Origin of the sequence: Paracidovorax citrulli (assembly GCF_900100305.1) — a bacterium.
Taxonomy (GTDB): domain Bacteria; phylum Pseudomonadota; class Gammaproteobacteria; order Burkholderiales; family Burkholderiaceae_C; genus Paracidovorax; species Paracidovorax citrulli.
Genome location: NZ_FNEY01000020.1, coordinates 1 through 13,241 on the forward strand (window position 1 = coordinate 1; position 13,241 = coordinate 13,241).

Genomic DNA, 13,241 nt, shown 5'->3' on the forward strand with positions numbered 1-13,241 from the left:
AGCGTCTGTGCGGAGACGTACAGCAGGCCACGGGCCACTCGGTGAAGCTGGGCTGGGCGGACCAGGGCTATACGGGCGAGGTGGCAGCAGAGGCTGCAAGGGACAACGGCATCGATCTGCAGATCGTGAAGCTGCCCGAAGCGAAAAAGGGCTTCGTGCTGCTGCCCCGGCGCTGGGTGGTAGAGCGCAGCTTCGGGTGGCTGGCGAGATTCCGCAGACTCACGCGGGACTACGAGCGCCTACCCGAAGTGCTCGGCGGGCTGCATTTCCTGGTCTTTGCCGTGCTCATGTTGCCTGCAGCCGCACGGGTGCTGGCTGCGGCGGGAAGTTCATAACACGCTCTAAGATCGAGGATGAGAGTTCGCTTGAAGACACTGCTTCAAAGCTCCTCACTGCAAGATCTGAGCCAACTGCCACCATCATTGAAGGGTGGTCAACGCTTGATGGCGAACTACATAAACTAGCTCGACAAACTGGTATCAACGGGGATCCCCTACTGAGTGAGGCTAAGCTCTATCGCGAGATCATGGACTCCGAGGTATTGCCGATCGAGACAAGGAATCTTGTGCAAGACCTCCGACAACTGCGCAATCAAGTCGCACATGCCAAGGTTATTCCTACCCCGGAATCAGCACAGGACTATCTAGTTTCAGTACAACGTGTGGTCGAACTAATCAGAAATTATCGCAAAAACCTACCCGGCTATACCCCAGATGTTCGTTGAAGCCAACTGTATGCACTGAGCGAGGATTAAACACTCGCTCACCCGTCGGCGTAGAATGCCAGCTCCTGGATAGGCTAGGAATTGCCGTGCAATGTGGCTCGATGGAACGGACGGGTCACTAGGCTAGCAAAGGGACGTCCACATCGATTTCTTGCGGCCATTTAACGTGTGAGAACGCCATGCACCTGAAACACCTCATGATCTACAACAGCGGGCCGACCCAAGAGCTTGACCTGCAGCCGCAGTTTACCGCCGATGGTTTGCCTAAGCCGCTAATCTTGGTAGGCCTGAACGGGGCTGGCAAGACAAACGTGCTGTCGACAATTGCGGACGCCATCCTTGAACTGCAGGTGGCTGCCGGATTCAACGACATACTTCCCAATAACAAGATGGGGAGGCGCTTGTTCTATCGCCTTCTCGGGGGCTCGACGACCAGCTTGAATCGTTCTTTTGAAGTCTCAGTCGCGACATTCAAGCATGCTGAGAGCTCTTTTTCGTACCGCGCTCAGACTGGTCCTGTGCCTGAAACAGTCATCAATAAGCTGGAGACGATCGCAGCGTTTGATGTATGGAATGTTGAACCAGCAAAGGAAGTAATTGGCGACAGCGCTCAGCTTAAAAACATCTTTATCTCGGATTCCTACAGCTTCTTTCCCGTCAATCGAAACGAAGATGCGTGGTGGCAGAGTCTGCGCATGGAGCAGTCCGAGGATGTGCGTTTCGCGCATCGTGTAAACGGCGAACTGGCGAAGCCCGTCGTACTTCAGACATCGTTCGCTCTTTTGAAGCCGTGGATCGCGGATGTCATTCTCGACCAAGCGGTTGACGCGTCTATGGTGCTTACCATGGTGTCTCAGCCCAACTCGGGACGAATCGCAGACCTTATGGCGAGGGCCAACCAAGGCACTCTCACCGCAATCAACACTGTCTTTAGCACCATCCTTCGTCAGCAGGTTTTCGTGACGCGCGATGGTCGGGGAGCTGGTGCGTCGAAGCTGTTTTTGCGGGACCTCACTGGCAGTACCGTTCTGAGAAGCCTTGATTCCCTCTCGACTGGCCAAGCTGCATTGGCCGCGATCTTTCTTAACATCATCCGCTATTCAGACATGGGGCGGCCGGGGATACGCCTTGAAGAGATCGCGGGGATCTCTGTGATCGATGAGGTCGACGCCCACTTGCATTCGGAGCTTCAGACTGAGGTACTACCAGCATTGATGAAGCTTTTTCCTCGCGTGCAGTTCGTCGCGACTTCTCATGCCCCCCTGTTTGCGCTCGGGATGGAGCGTGTCTACGGCCCTGCTGGCTACAGTTTGGTCGAACTGCCGTCCGGCCTCACCATCAGCCCAGAGAGGTTCGGAGAGTTTCAGCGCAGCTTCGACTACTTCACCGAGACGAAGGCCTTTGAGTTGTTGATGCGGGAAGCCGCTGTTGCCGGCAAGCGTCCTTCGGTAATCTGCGAAGGGGAAACAGATCCAAAGTATCTACAGCGAGCTGCGGAACTATTGGGCTTTGACGACTTTGCAGCCAATGTCGACTTCGACTGGATTGGATCCAAGGAGGGTGGCACGGCCAAGAACGGCGGGGCCGGCGCATTGGACAACGCCGTGCGGCTGTTCAAGTGCAATCCGAATTTGGTTGCGGTGCCGTTGGCGCTCGTCTACGACTGCGATCAACCAGGTGAAGACTACACGCAAACCAATTTCTTAGTCATGCGGCTGCCTCGCAACGAAGCCAACACAGTTCGAAAGGGAGGCATTGAGAATCTTCTGCCGCCGCACGTCTTCGAAGAAGAATTCTTCGAGACGAAGAAAATCGAGAGAGGCGGCGATGACAAAGTCATCACCACGACCATAGCCCTGCGCAAGGTAGCCTTCTGTGAACACATCTGCGCTCGCGGAGACGTGAAGGACTTCGCCCAGTTCGAGCCGATCATAGATCGGTTGGCACGCTTTTTTGGAATGCCGCGCTCCGATCCAAGGGCGGCTGTAGAGATAGCAGCTGTCGAAGATTAAAACGTCCTCGGTTCACCGACCACTTGACCGCCGGGCGATGAGGCGAGGTTCCTCCTGCACTGACAGATCGCCCTTCAGGGCTTGCCTTCTTCGGTCGGCGGCAGCTCGAACGCGTCAGCAGTCATTTATACGCGTCAACCGCGTGTCAGCACCGACTTGGAACCAAGGGCAACAACACACCACGTGCCGAGCGCCAGCACCTTCCTCCATCAACTCGCCAACGCCCGCATCTCCGCAATCAAGTCCGACTTCCCCTCAAACCCAATCCCCGGCAACGCCGGCAGCGTCACATACCCGTTCTCCACCTTCACCCCGTCCGGGAACCCGCCATACGGCTGGAACAGGTCCGGGTAGCTCTCGTTGCCGCCCAGGCCCAGGCCGGCGGCGATGGCCAATGACATCTGGTGGCCGCCGTGGGGGATGCAGCGGCTGGGGGACCAGCCGTTGTCTTTCAGCATGTCGAGCGTGCGCAGGTATTCGACGAGGCCGTAGCTGAGGGCGCAGTCGAACTGCAGCCAGTCGCGGTCGGGGCGCATGCCACCGTGGCGGATGAGGTTGCGGGCGTCCTGCATGGAGAACAGGTTTTCGCCCGTGGCCATGGGGCCCTGGTACACCTCGCCGAGCTTGGCCTGCAGTTCGTAGTCGAGCGGATCGCCGGCCTCTTCGTACCAGAACAGGGGGTATTGCGAGAGCGCCTTGCCATAGTCGATGGCGGTTTGCAGGTCGAAGCGGCCGTTGGCGTCCACGGCGAGCTGCTGGCCGGGGCCGAGGATTTTCAGGACAGATTCGATGCGCTCGCAGTCGTCGGCGAGCGACGCGCCGCCGATCTTCATCTTGACGACGGAGTAGCCGCGCGCGAGGTAGCTCTCCATCTCTTGCTTCAAGCCGTCCAGGCCCTTGCCGGGGTAGTAGTAGCCGCCGGCCGCGTACACGAACACACGCGGGTTGGCGGGCGTGCCGTTGCCGTAGCGCTCGGCGAGCAACTGGTAGAGGGGCTTGTTGGCTATTTTCGCCACGGCGTCCCACACGGCCATGTCGATGGTGCCGACGGCGACGGAGCGCTCGCCATGGCCGCCAGGTTTTTCGTTGGTCATCATGCGCGCCCAGACCTTGTGGGGGCACAAGTTGTCGCCGGTGTCATCGACCAGGGAGGCGGGGTCGGCCTCCAGCACGCGCGGGATGAAGCGGTCGCGCATGAGCGCGCCCTGGCCGTAGCGGCCATTGGAGTTGAAACCGTAGCCGATCACGGGTTGGCCATCGCGGATGACGTCGGTGACGACGGCCACGAGGCTGAGCGTCATCTTCGAGAAGTCGATGTAGGCGTTGCGGATGTCGGACTTGATGGGGCGCGTGGATTCGAGGATGTTGACGATTCGCATGGTGGTCAAAGGCGCGGGCCGTGTGAGATGAAACGGGATGGATGAAGGGAGCGGTTCAGCGGGCGAGCGAGGAGCCGCCGCAGATGGCGATGTCCTGCCCGGTGATGGCGGCGGCCGCGGGCGAGAGCAGGTAGCCCGTGAGCGCGGCGATTTCCGCGGGGTCGATGAGGCGGCCGATGGGCGGCAGGCGCGGCGCGCTGCCGGCGCGGGCCGGGTCGGCGAGCATGCCGGTGGCGGTGGCGGCGGGCGAGACGACGTTGACGGTGACGCCCTGCCCCGCCACTTCGGCCGCCCAGCTGCGCGCGAGCGCGATGAGCGCGGCCTTGGTGGCGGCGTACTGGCCGCGCCCGGGCATGCCCTGGGCCACGCGGCTGCCGATGAAGACGACGCGGCCCCGCCCGCGTGCGGCCATGGCGGGCACGAGGGCATCAGCAAGGCGCGTGGCCGCATCGACGTGCAGGCGCCACATGAGTGCGCCGCCGGCATGGTCCAGCTGGCCGAGCGGGCCGACGCGCAACACGCCTGCAGCGTGCACCAAGGCATCGGGGGCCTGGGGCGCGGGCGGGGAATTCGGCGGCTGGGAGCTGGCGTGGCCCGATGTGTTCGGCGCCACGATTTCGCGCGGATCCGCCTCCAGCAACCCCGCCGCGGCGCGGGCGATGGCCTCGCCGTCGGCCAGGTCCACGGGCAGGTGCGCGAAGGCCGGGTGCGCGATGGCGGGCGGCGCGATGTCGAGCCCCGTCACGCGCCAGCCGGTGGCGAGCAGCGATTCGGCGATGGCGCGGCCGATGCCGCTGCTGCTGCCGGTGACGACGGCATGGGGCACGGGGCGGGCCGCTGGAAGCGCGTCACTCGGCACGGATGCGGCCCTCGGTCACGATCTTCTGGGAGCGCTCCATGTCCTCGCGCTGGAACCTGGCGAAATCTTCCGCGCTGCCGGGCGTGACGATCAGGCCCTGCTCCTTGAGCTTGGGGCCGATCTCGGCCAGGGCCTTGTTGACCTCGGCGTTGAGGCGCTGCACGAGCGCGGGCGGGGTCCTGGCCGGAGCCCAGAGGCCGTACCAGCTGTAGAACTCGTAGCCGGGGATGGTTTCGGCCACGGTGGGCACGTCCGGCAGGCTGGGCACGCGCTGGGCCGAGGTGACGGCCACCACGCGCAGCATGCCGCTCTTGTGGTACTGGAGCGAGCCGAGGATGGGGTCGATGAAGCCGTCGATCTGCCCGCCGATCAGGTCCTGGAAGGCCGGCGCCGTGCCCTTGTACGGCACGACCAGGTAGTCGATCCTGCCGGCGCGCTTGAGCAGCTCGGTGGAGAGATGGCCGGCCGAGCCGATGGAGCCGACGGCGAAGGTCATCTTGCCGGGGCGCGCCTGGGCGTAGGCGAGCAGGCTCTTGATGTCGGTGATGGGCAGGTCCTTGTTGATCGCGACCGAGAGCGGCGCCTTGGCGACCAGGGCCACGGGGATGAAATCCTGCGTGACGTTGTAGGGCACGGACTTGAGCGTCATCGGCGCCGTGGTGTGCGTGGAGGCGCTGAACAGCAGGGTGTAGCCGTCCGCCGGGGCCTTGGCGACGATGTCGCCGCCGATCACGCCGCTGCCGCCGGGCTTGTTGTCCACGACGAAGGACTGGCCCGTCTGCTCGCCGAGCTTCTGCGCGAGCATGCGGCCGACAGCGTCGAGCGTACCGCCCGGCGGGAAGGGAATCACCATCCGCACGGGCTTGTTGGGGTAGGTCTGCGCCATGGCGCCGGCCGCCGCCGCGAGGGCGGCGGCGGCCAGGGCGGCGCGGAGGAAGTGCTTGCGTTGCATGGTGTCTTGTCTCCTGTCGTTGTTTCTTGTGAGGCCACCGGTAGAACAACGGACTTTTCATCCGCTGCCCTTGTGCTGGAGCTGCTGTTGTTCAGCGCTGGAGCAGGCCGGCCTGCTTCACGGCGGCGCGCAGCGCGTCCATTTCCTTGGCGCTCGGCGCTTCGGTGGGCGGGCGCACGGTGGCGTCGTCGATCACGCCGGCCAGGTACATGCCGCCCTTCATGCGGGCATGGGCCTCGCCCGTGGGTTCGCCGCCGCCATAGACGGCGTCCTTGAGCGGGGTGATGACGGCCTGCACTTCCATGGCCTTCTTGAGGTCGCCCGCCTTGACGGCGTTCCACAGGTCGATGATGAGCTGGGGAATGAAGGTGGCGAAGCCGACCAGCGCGCCATCGACGCCCTGCACCATGGAGGCGAGCAGGTATTCGTCGTGGCAGGTGAGGATGGCCTTGGAGGCATCGGCCTCGCGGATCGCCTGGATGTCACGGGCGTATTTGTTCATGTCGCGCTGGCCCACCTTGAAGGCCTGCAGGTAGGGCAGCTTCGCGAGGTCGGCGAGCAGTTGCGACGAGTAGGAGGCGCGCGTCCAGGCGGGATAGACGTGGCAGACGAGGTCGGCTTCCGGGGCGGCCTGGTGGATGGCCTCGAAGTACTGCAGGGCATGGCCGGAGGTGAAGCCGAAGCGCAGCCAGTGGTGCGGGGGCATCACGTCGAGCGCGACGGCGCCGGCCGCGACGGCGGCGCGGGCATGGTCGGCGGCGTCCTTCAGGCCCTCGCAGACGATGGACGAGATGACGGGGCAGCGGCCCTTGAGTTCGTCCGCCACGATGCGGGTGACCTCGGCGCGCTCGGCGGGCGTGAGCGAGAACACCTCGCCCGTGTGGCCGTTGGTCATGATGGCGACCACGCCGTCGTGGCCGGCGAGCCAGGAGGCGAGCTTGCGCAGGGCGGGCTCGTCGATGCGGTGGTCCGGCGTGAAGGGGCACGAAATGGCGGGGATGATGCCGCGATAATTCGCGATGGAAGGCATGTGGGCTGTCTCCGTGGTTCCGGGATGGTCCCGTCGTTGGATCGTTGGAAAGAAGGGGAGCGCAGCGGATGATTCCCGCCCCGCCCGCGGCCGTCCAATACCCGAATCGCATACAACTATCCGCGCGTGCCGCCACGCGCCAGGAGACGCATGGGCCCCGGCAACCGACCGCTGGATCTGGAGTGGCTGGAGGATTTCCTCGCCCTCGCCGAGAGCGGCAATTTCTCGCGCGCGGCCGAGGCCCGCGCCATCGCGCAGCCGGCATTCAGCCGCCACATCCGCGCGCTGGAGGACTGGGTGGGCGCCGAGCTGTTCGACCGCAGCGCGCACCCGGCCACCCTCACGGCGGCGGGGCAGCGCTTCCAGCCCCTGCTGGAAGACGTGCTTGCGCGGCTGGAGGCGGCGCGGATCAAGGCCTGCGCGGCGCAGGCCCAGGCGGCGGCCAGCCTGCGCTTCGCGGCGACGCACGTGCTCTCGCTCACCTTCTTCCCGCGATGGCTAGGGGGCCTGGAGTCGCAGCTGCGGCTGGGGCCGATCCAGACGATTTCCGACAGCTACCAGGCCTGCGAGGACCTGGCCATGCAGCGGCGCGTGCAGTTCGTGCTGTGCCACGGCCATGCGGCCGTGCCGGGACGGCTGGACGAGGCGGGCTACCCGGCGGCGCGCCTGGCGGACGACGTGCTGCAGCCCGTGTCGGCGCCGCAGGGGGACGGCACGCCGCTGCATGCGATACCGGGCCCGGAATCGCAGGGCGGCGCGCGGCCGCCGCTGCCGGTGCTGGCGTACAGCGATGCCTCGGGCCTGGGGCGCATCATGCGCGCGCTGCGCAAGGGGGTGTTCGACGCGGGGGGCGTGGCCGGCATGCCGGGCGAGGTGGAGGTGGTGTTTACCGCCCACCATGCGGCGCTGCTCAAGGCGATGGCGCTCGAAGGCCGCGGCATGGCCTGGCTGCCGCGCAGCCTGATCGCGGAGGAACTGCAATCAGGCGCGCTGGTGGCCGCCGGGCCGGCCGGCTGGGACGTGCCGGTGGAGATCCGGCTGTACCGGCAGCGCACGGAGATGTCGGACGCGGCGGAGACGCTCTGGCGCCTCGCCGCGGGCGGGCAGGCCGGGCAGGCCGCAGGCGGCGCCCTGCCCTGACACGCGCCGCCTGGCGGCGGGCGGTCAGTCCTTGTGGAAGCGCGTGCCCTGGCCGATGGTGCAGCGGTAGGCCACGGACGGCGTGCGCAGGTCGTAGCCCGGCAGGTTGAACATCCAGGTGGAGAAGTCCACGGACTGGTCGGGGCGCACCTGGTAGCGCATGAACTGGACGATGGGCTGGCCGTCGCCCGCCACGGTGAAGTGCGAGTCGCTGAAGGAGACGGTGCCGTCCTGCACGATGCGGTAGGCGCCGATGCGCAGGCCGCCGCGCGTCTGCGAGGGCGCCGCCGCGCCCTGGGGCACGCATTGCGAGAGATCGATGGCGACGGAGACGTTCCCGCCCTGGTCCAGCGCCTGCTGGATGGCGGCATGGGTGGGCAGGACATCGCCGGCATGGGCGGCTGCCATCCAGAGGGAGGGCGCGAGCAGCAGGCAGTAGGTGCGGTAGGGCAGCAGTCGGACCATGGGTGCGAACCTTTCGATGCAGGAGGTTGGAAGCAAAAGCGTGCCCATGGTAGGCAGCCGTCGCGTCCGTGACACCCCTGCCCCGGACGGTGGCCACGGCGGCGTGCGCGGGCCCGACGGCGGTAGCGAAGCACCACCAGCAAGGGGAAACCCTTGCCCCGCAAGGCCTGCACGCCGATCGGCGCCGGCCGGGCGGCCCCGCCGGACGGCACGGCATTGATGAACTTCATCCACTGCATTAGCTTTCAGCGGGATGCCAGCCGGGCCGCTTCGATAATCCGGTGATGGAAAAAAGACACCGCGCCACCGGCATCGGGCTGGTCGCCATCGTTCTGTGGGCCTCGATCGTGGGGCTGATCCGCGGCGTGAGCGAGGGCCTGGGCGCCGTGGGCGGCGCGGCGATGATCTACGGCGCCGCCGCCGCCCTGCTGTGGGCGACGGTGGGTTTCACGCCGCTGCGCGCGTTCCCGCGCCGCTACCTGGCGTGGGGCAGCGTGCTGTTCGTGGGCTATGAGCTGTGCCTGTCGCTGTCCATCGGCCATGCGCGCAGCCGCCAGCAGGCGATCGAGGTGGGCATGGTGAACTACCTGTGGCCGACCTTCACCATGCTGGCCGCCATCGCCTTCAACGGCCAGCGCGCCAGCTGGCTGGTGGCGCCTGGGCTGGCCATTTCGCTGGCGGGCATCTGCACGGTGCTGGGCGGCGGCAACGGCGTGAGCCTGCCCGGCATGGCCGCCAACATCCAGGACAACCCGCTGAGCTACGGCCTGGCCTTCACCGGGGCCGTGGTCTGGGCCGCGTACTGCACGGTGACGGCGCGCCTGGCCCGCGGCACGAACGGGATCACGCTGTTCTTCCTGCTCACCGCGCTGGTGCTGTGGGTCCAGTACCTGGCCGGCGGCGCGCCCGCGATGCGCTGGAGCGTGCCCACGGCGGTGCAGCTGGCGTTCGCGGCGGCGGCGATGGGTTTCGGCTACGCGGCGTGGAACGTCGGCATCCTGCACGGCAACGTCACGGTGCTGGCCGGGGCGTCGTACTTCACGCCGGTGCTGTCGGCGGCGCTGGCCGCGCTGCTGCTGCGCGTGCCGCTGTCGGCCGCTTTCTGGGCGGGGGCCTGCATGGTGTGCGGCGGCGCGGTGCTGTGCTGGCTCGCGACGCGGGCCCGGCCGCAGGCGCCCCGCTCCGGGGCCTGCTGACGTCCCCCTGCGGCAGGCCGGCGGCTGGTCAGGCCACGGCGCGGGCCTCGCGCAGCGCGTCGATGGCGTCCGGGGCGTATCCCAGGCTTTCGAGCAGTTCGCGCGTGTGTTCGCCCAGGCGCGGCGGATCGGCGCGCACGGGCAGGCGTCCGCCGTCCATGCGCAGCGGCAGGAGGGTGACGCGCGCTCGCTCGCCGGCGCGATCGCCGTCGGGCAGCGTGACTTCGGCCAGGCCGCCGGTGGCGTTCAGGTGGGGATCGTCGAAGAGCTGTTCGGGCCGCAGGATGGGCGCGAACGGCAGGCCGTGGCGCTCGAAGATGGCGGCGAGCGCGTCGGCCGTGTGCTGCGCGAGGCGCCGCCGCAGCTCCGGCAACAACGTGCCCCGGGCCCGCACGCGGTCGTTGTTGGTGGCCAGGGCCGGGTCGGCTTTCAGATCGGCGTAGCCCATGGCATCGCAGAAGGTCTGCCACTGCGCGTCGCTCACCGCCGCCAGGAAGATCTGCCCGCCGTCCTTCACGCCGAACACGTCGTACACGGCCCAGGAAGAGATGCGGTCCGGCATGGGCGCTGCCGGCTGCCCGGTCACGGCGTACTGCATCATGTGCTGGCCCACCAGGAACACGTTGTTCTCGAACAGCGCGGAATCCACCTCCTGCCCGCGCCCGGTGTGCGCGCGCTGCATCAGCGCCGCCATGGCCCCGATGGCGCCGAACATGCCGCCCATGATGTCGTTCACGCTGGCGCCGGCGCGCAGCGGGTCACCGGGACGGCCGGTCATGTAGGCGAGGCCGCCCATCATCTGCACCACCTCGTCGAGCGCCGTGCGGTGCTCGTAGGGCCCCGGCAGGAAGCCGGCGTGGTTCACGTACACCAGCCCTTCGTTCAGGCGCGAGAGCGCGCCGTAGTCCAGGCCGTACTTGGCCATGACGCCGGGCTTGAAGTTCTGCGCCACCACGTCGGCGGAGGACGCGAGGCGGATCGCCACCTCCAGGCCCCCGGGACTGCGCAGGTCGATGGCGATGCTCTTCTTGTTGCGGTTGAACATGGGGAAGAAGCCCGCGCCCGCGCCCAGCAGGTGGCGCGTGCGGTCGCCGTCCACGGGTTCGACCTTGATGACCTCGGCGCCGAGGTCGGCCAGCACCATGCCGCAGGTCGGCCCCATGACCATGTGGGTGAACTCCACCACGCGCAGGCCGGACAGCGGCAGGGGGCGTTGCGGGGAAGAGGACGGGGACGGGGACGGGGATGCGGAAGAAAACGTCATGGGACCGCAAGTGTCCCACGGGCACGCGGCACCGCCGCCCCCGCCGGGCCTGCCGTGGGGGAGATTCCACGGCGGGAATGCAACAGGCCGGTAACACCTGAGTTATTTGGGCGGGGCGCCTGCCAGACATGAACTTTGAGCTATTAAACTTGTAGCAAACGAATTTCCACGCTATATTTCCCCGGCGCCCGGCTGCCCATCCGTCGTCCCGTCGGCCGCGCCCCCGCGCCAAGGAGAACCCGCCATGAGTTCCAAGGAAAACGCCGCCATCAACCAGCTTTTCGAGAAGCTCGAATGCCGTTATGCGCTGCGCGTGCTCTGGGCCCTGCGCGACGGCCATCCGCAGACGTTCCGGCTGCTGCAGGACAGCGTCGGCGGCATCACGCCCAATACCCTCAACACGCGCATCAAGGAACTGCGCGAGGCCGGCCTGCTGGACCACGGCAGCGACGGCTATACGGTCACGCCCTCGGGCGTGGACCTGCTCAAGCGTCTGAGCGACGTGCAGGCCTTCGCCACCCGCTGGGTCGCCGCCCGCGCCGCCAGGGCCGCCGGCACGCCCCCCGCTCCCCGGAGCTGAACGGCGGCCCGAGGCTCTTTCCCTTTACCCACCACCCAGGAGTTTTTCACCCATGGCATTCACCACCACCCCGTCCGGACTGCAGTACGAAGACACCACCGTCGGCGAAGGCGCCGAGGCCACCAGCGGCCAGCCGGTGCGCGTGCACTACACCGGCTGGCTCTACAACGACGGCCAGCAGGGCGCGAAGTTCGATTCCAGCCGCGACCGCAATGCCCCGTTCGAGTTCCACCTCGGCGCCGGCATGGTGATCAAGGGCTGGGACGAAGGCGTGCAGGGCATGAAGATCGGCGGCCAGCGCACGCTCATCATCCCCGCCGCCCTGGGCTACGGCGCGCGCGGCGCGGGGGGCGTGATCCCGCCGAACGCCACGCTGAAGTTCGACGTGGAACTGCTCGGCGTCGGCCGCTGAGCACCTTTTCCCGGGCCGGCTTCGCGCCGGCCCCCGGCCGCCATGCCGTGCATTCCGCAGCACGGCAACCTTTGCGCCGGCCACGGGCACCCACCACGCGCAGAACGTCCTGCCAACCCGTGGAGTCTTTTCGTGAAACTTTCCCGTTACCTGCTGGGCCTGGCGCCCGCAGCCGCCCTCTTCCTGGCCGCCTGCGGAGGCGGCAGCGACCCGGCCCCCCTCGCCACCGCGTTCACGGCGCGCACCGTGGTGTCCGACGGCAGCGTGCCCTCCACGCAGACGGACCCCAACCTCAAGAACGGCTGGGGCATCGCCTTCAACCCGCAGGGCTTCGTGTGGGTGACGGCCACCGCCACCCAGAAATCCACGCTCTACGACGGCAACGGCGTACCGCAGTCGCTGGTGGTCACGGTCCCCCCCGCGGGCAGCGCGCCGGCCAACCCGACCGGCATCGTATTCAGCGGCGGCAGCGACTTCCAGGTCACCAAGGACGGCGTGACCGGTCCGAGCCGTTTCATCTTCTCGAGCGAGGACGGCAGCATCGCCGGCTGGAGTCCCGCCGCGGACCTGAACAATGCCATCGTCACCTACAGCGACGGCGCGGGCGGCGCGGTGTACAAGGGCCTGGCCATCGCCGCCAGCGGCAATGCCAACTTCCTCTACGCCACCGACTTCCGCAACCGCAAGGTGGACGTGTTCGACGGCAGCTTCCGCAAGGTCCGCCTGGCCGGTGACTTCTCCGACACGCAACTGCCTGCCGACTACGCTCCCTACGGCATCCAGGCCATCGGCTCACGCATCGTGGTGACCTATGCGCGCCAGGACGCCAGCCGCCGCAACGCCGTGCACGGCGACGCCACGGGCGCGGTGAACGTGTTCAATGCCGACGGCACGCTGGCCCAGCGCCTGCTGCCGCCCGGCGCCCCCCTGAATGCGCCCTGGGGCGTGGCCCTGGCGCCCGCGGACTTCGGCGGCGCCTCCGGCCGTCTGCTGATCGCCAACGAGGGCGACGGCACCATCGGCGCGTTCGACCTGGCCACCGGCCTCTCGAAGGGCGTGCTCGCCCAGCGCGACGGCACCGTGCTGCGCGTGGACGGCCTGCGCGGCATCGCGTTCGGCAACGGGCTGAACCAGCAGCCGCTCAACACGCTGTTCTACATCGCCGGGCCGAACCAGGGCGCCAACGGCGCCTACGGCCGGGTGGACCTGCAGAACTGACCTGGGGGAA

Annotated in this window: 13 protein-coding genes; 7 read left to right on the plus strand and 6 right to left on the minus strand. The window is 67.3% G+C overall.

Annotation, left to right across the window (positions count from 1 at the left end):
• Together BLR99_RS14020 and BLR99_RS14025 are read left to right on the plus strand one after the other, a co-directional pair.
• The coding region (locus BLR99_RS14020) for a transposase (protein ID WP_139160164.1) at window positions 1-335 on the plus strand (335 nt) is incomplete at its 5' end.
• A gap of 568 nt (window positions 336-903) precedes the next feature.
• Window positions 904-2,736: an AAA family ATPase gene (locus BLR99_RS14025; RefSeq protein ID WP_011794540.1), complete on the plus strand. Its 1,833-nt coding sequence runs from the start codon at window positions 904-906 to the stop codon at window positions 2,734-2,736.
• 209 nt (window positions 2,737-2,945) lie between these two features.
• Here the strand turns inward: BLR99_RS14025 and BLR99_RS14030 are convergent, their stop codons facing one another.
• The 4 genes from BLR99_RS14030 to BLR99_RS14045 form a co-directional block, all read right to left on the minus strand.
• Window positions 2,946-4,115, minus strand: a complete 1,170-nt coding sequence (locus tag BLR99_RS14030; protein WP_011794539.1) for a mandelate racemase/muconate lactonizing enzyme family protein — start codon at window positions 4,113-4,115, stop codon at window positions 2,946-2,948.
• Window positions 4,116-4,170: 55 nt separating this feature from the next.
• Window positions 4,171-4,941 carry an SDR family NAD(P)-dependent oxidoreductase gene (locus BLR99_RS14035; protein ID WP_011794538.1) on the minus strand — a complete coding sequence of 257 codons (771 nt, stop codon included), beginning with the start codon at window positions 4,939-4,941 and terminating at the stop codon, window positions 4,171-4,173.
• A 22-nt stretch (window positions 4,942-4,963) separates the two neighbouring features.
• A complete protein-coding gene (locus BLR99_RS14040; RefSeq protein WP_011794537.1) occupies window positions 4,964-5,926 on the minus strand; it encodes a Bug family tripartite tricarboxylate transporter substrate binding protein in 963 nt (320 codons plus the stop codon).
• Between the two features lie 91 nt (window positions 5,927-6,017).
• On the minus strand, window positions 6,018-6,956 hold the full coding sequence (locus BLR99_RS14045; protein WP_011794536.1) for a dihydrodipicolinate synthase family protein: 939 nt from the start codon (window positions 6,954-6,956) through the stop codon (window positions 6,018-6,020).
• Window positions 6,957-7,106: 150 nt separating this feature from the next.
• On the opposite strand from BLR99_RS14045, the gene BLR99_RS14050 reads away from it, so the two are divergent.
• Entirely contained in the window at window positions 7,107-8,096 is a 990-nt protein-coding gene (locus BLR99_RS14050) for a LysR family transcriptional regulator (RefSeq protein WP_046060877.1), read from the plus strand.
• Window positions 8,097-8,120: 24 nt separating this feature from the next.
• Here BLR99_RS14050 and BLR99_RS14055 read toward each other — a convergent pair whose 3' ends face one another.
• Window positions 8,121-8,561 carry a VirK family protein gene (locus BLR99_RS14055; protein WP_011794534.1) on the minus strand — a complete coding sequence of 147 codons (441 nt, stop codon included), beginning with the start codon at window positions 8,559-8,561 and terminating at the stop codon, window positions 8,121-8,123.
• A 284-nt stretch (window positions 8,562-8,845) separates the two neighbouring features.
• On the opposite strand from BLR99_RS14055, the gene yddG reads away from it, so the two are divergent.
• Entirely contained in the window at window positions 8,846-9,757 is a 912-nt protein-coding gene (gene yddG / locus BLR99_RS14060; protein WP_011794533.1) for an aromatic amino acid DMT transporter YddG, read from the plus strand.
• Window positions 9,758-9,785: 28 nt separating this feature from the next.
• On the opposite strand, the gene BLR99_RS14065 is transcribed toward yddG, so the two are convergent.
• The gene (locus tag BLR99_RS14065; RefSeq protein ID WP_011794532.1) at window positions 9,786-11,021 is read right to left on the minus strand and encodes a CaiB/BaiF CoA transferase family protein; all 1,236 of its coding nucleotides are present in this window, start codon (window positions 11,019-11,021) and stop codon (window positions 9,786-9,788) included.
• A 244-nt stretch (window positions 11,022-11,265) separates the two neighbouring features.
• On the opposite strand from BLR99_RS14065, the gene BLR99_RS14070 reads away from it, so the two are divergent.
• The 3 genes from BLR99_RS14070 to BLR99_RS14080 all read left to right on the plus strand — a co-directional run bounded on the left by BLR99_RS14070 (window position 11,266) and on the right by BLR99_RS14080 (window position 13,231).
• The gene (locus BLR99_RS14070) at window positions 11,266-11,601 is read left to right on the plus strand and encodes a winged helix-turn-helix transcriptional regulator (protein WP_011794531.1); all 336 of its coding nucleotides are present in this window, start codon (window positions 11,266-11,268) and stop codon (window positions 11,599-11,601) included.
• Window positions 11,602-11,653: 52 nt separating this feature from the next.
• Entirely contained in the window at window positions 11,654-12,013 is a 360-nt protein-coding gene (locus tag BLR99_RS14075; RefSeq protein WP_011794530.1) for an FKBP-type peptidyl-prolyl cis-trans isomerase, read from the plus strand.
• A 132-nt stretch (window positions 12,014-12,145) separates the two neighbouring features.
• Window positions 12,146-13,231 carry a TIGR03118 family protein gene (locus tag BLR99_RS14080; RefSeq protein WP_011794529.1) on the plus strand — a complete coding sequence of 362 codons (1,086 nt, stop codon included), beginning with the start codon at window positions 12,146-12,148 and terminating at the stop codon, window positions 13,229-13,231.
• Window positions 13,232-13,241: the final 10 nt, after the last annotated feature.

Excerpts from the sequence above, each read along its gene's own strand:
- yddG (WP_011794533.1), top strand. The coding sequence starts at position 8,846 with ATGGAAAAAAGACACCGCGCCACCGGCATCGGGCTGGTCGCCATCGTT.
- BLR99_RS14025 (WP_011794540.1), top strand. The coding sequence starts at position 904 with ATGCACCTGAAACACCTCATGATCTACAACAGCGGGCCGACCCAAGAG.
- BLR99_RS14030 (WP_011794539.1), bottom strand. The coding sequence starts at position 4,115 with ATGCGAATCGTCAACATCCTCGAATCCACGCGCCCCATCAAGTCCGAC.
- BLR99_RS14070 (WP_011794531.1), top strand. The coding sequence starts at position 11,266 with ATGAGTTCCAAGGAAAACGCCGCCATCAACCAGCTTTTCGAGAAGCTC.
- BLR99_RS14075 (WP_011794530.1), top strand. The coding sequence starts at position 11,654 with ATGGCATTCACCACCACCCCGTCCGGACTGCAGTACGAAGACACCACC.
- BLR99_RS14050 (WP_046060877.1), top strand. The coding sequence starts at position 7,107 with ATGGGCCCCGGCAACCGACCGCTGGATCTGGAGTGGCTGGAGGATTTC.
- BLR99_RS14055 (WP_011794534.1), bottom strand. The coding sequence starts at position 8,561 with ATGGTCCGACTGCTGCCCTACCGCACCTACTGCCTGCTGCTCGCGCCC.
- BLR99_RS14065 (WP_011794532.1), bottom strand. The coding sequence starts at position 11,021 with ATGACGTTTTCTTCCGCATCCCCGTCCCCGTCCCCGTCCTCTTCCCCG.
- BLR99_RS14045 (WP_011794536.1), bottom strand. The coding sequence starts at position 6,956 with ATGCCTTCCATCGCGAATTATCGCGGCATCATCCCCGCCATTTCGTGC.
- BLR99_RS14040 (WP_011794537.1), bottom strand. The coding sequence starts at position 5,926 with ATGCAACGCAAGCACTTCCTCCGCGCCGCCCTGGCCGCCGCCGCCCTC.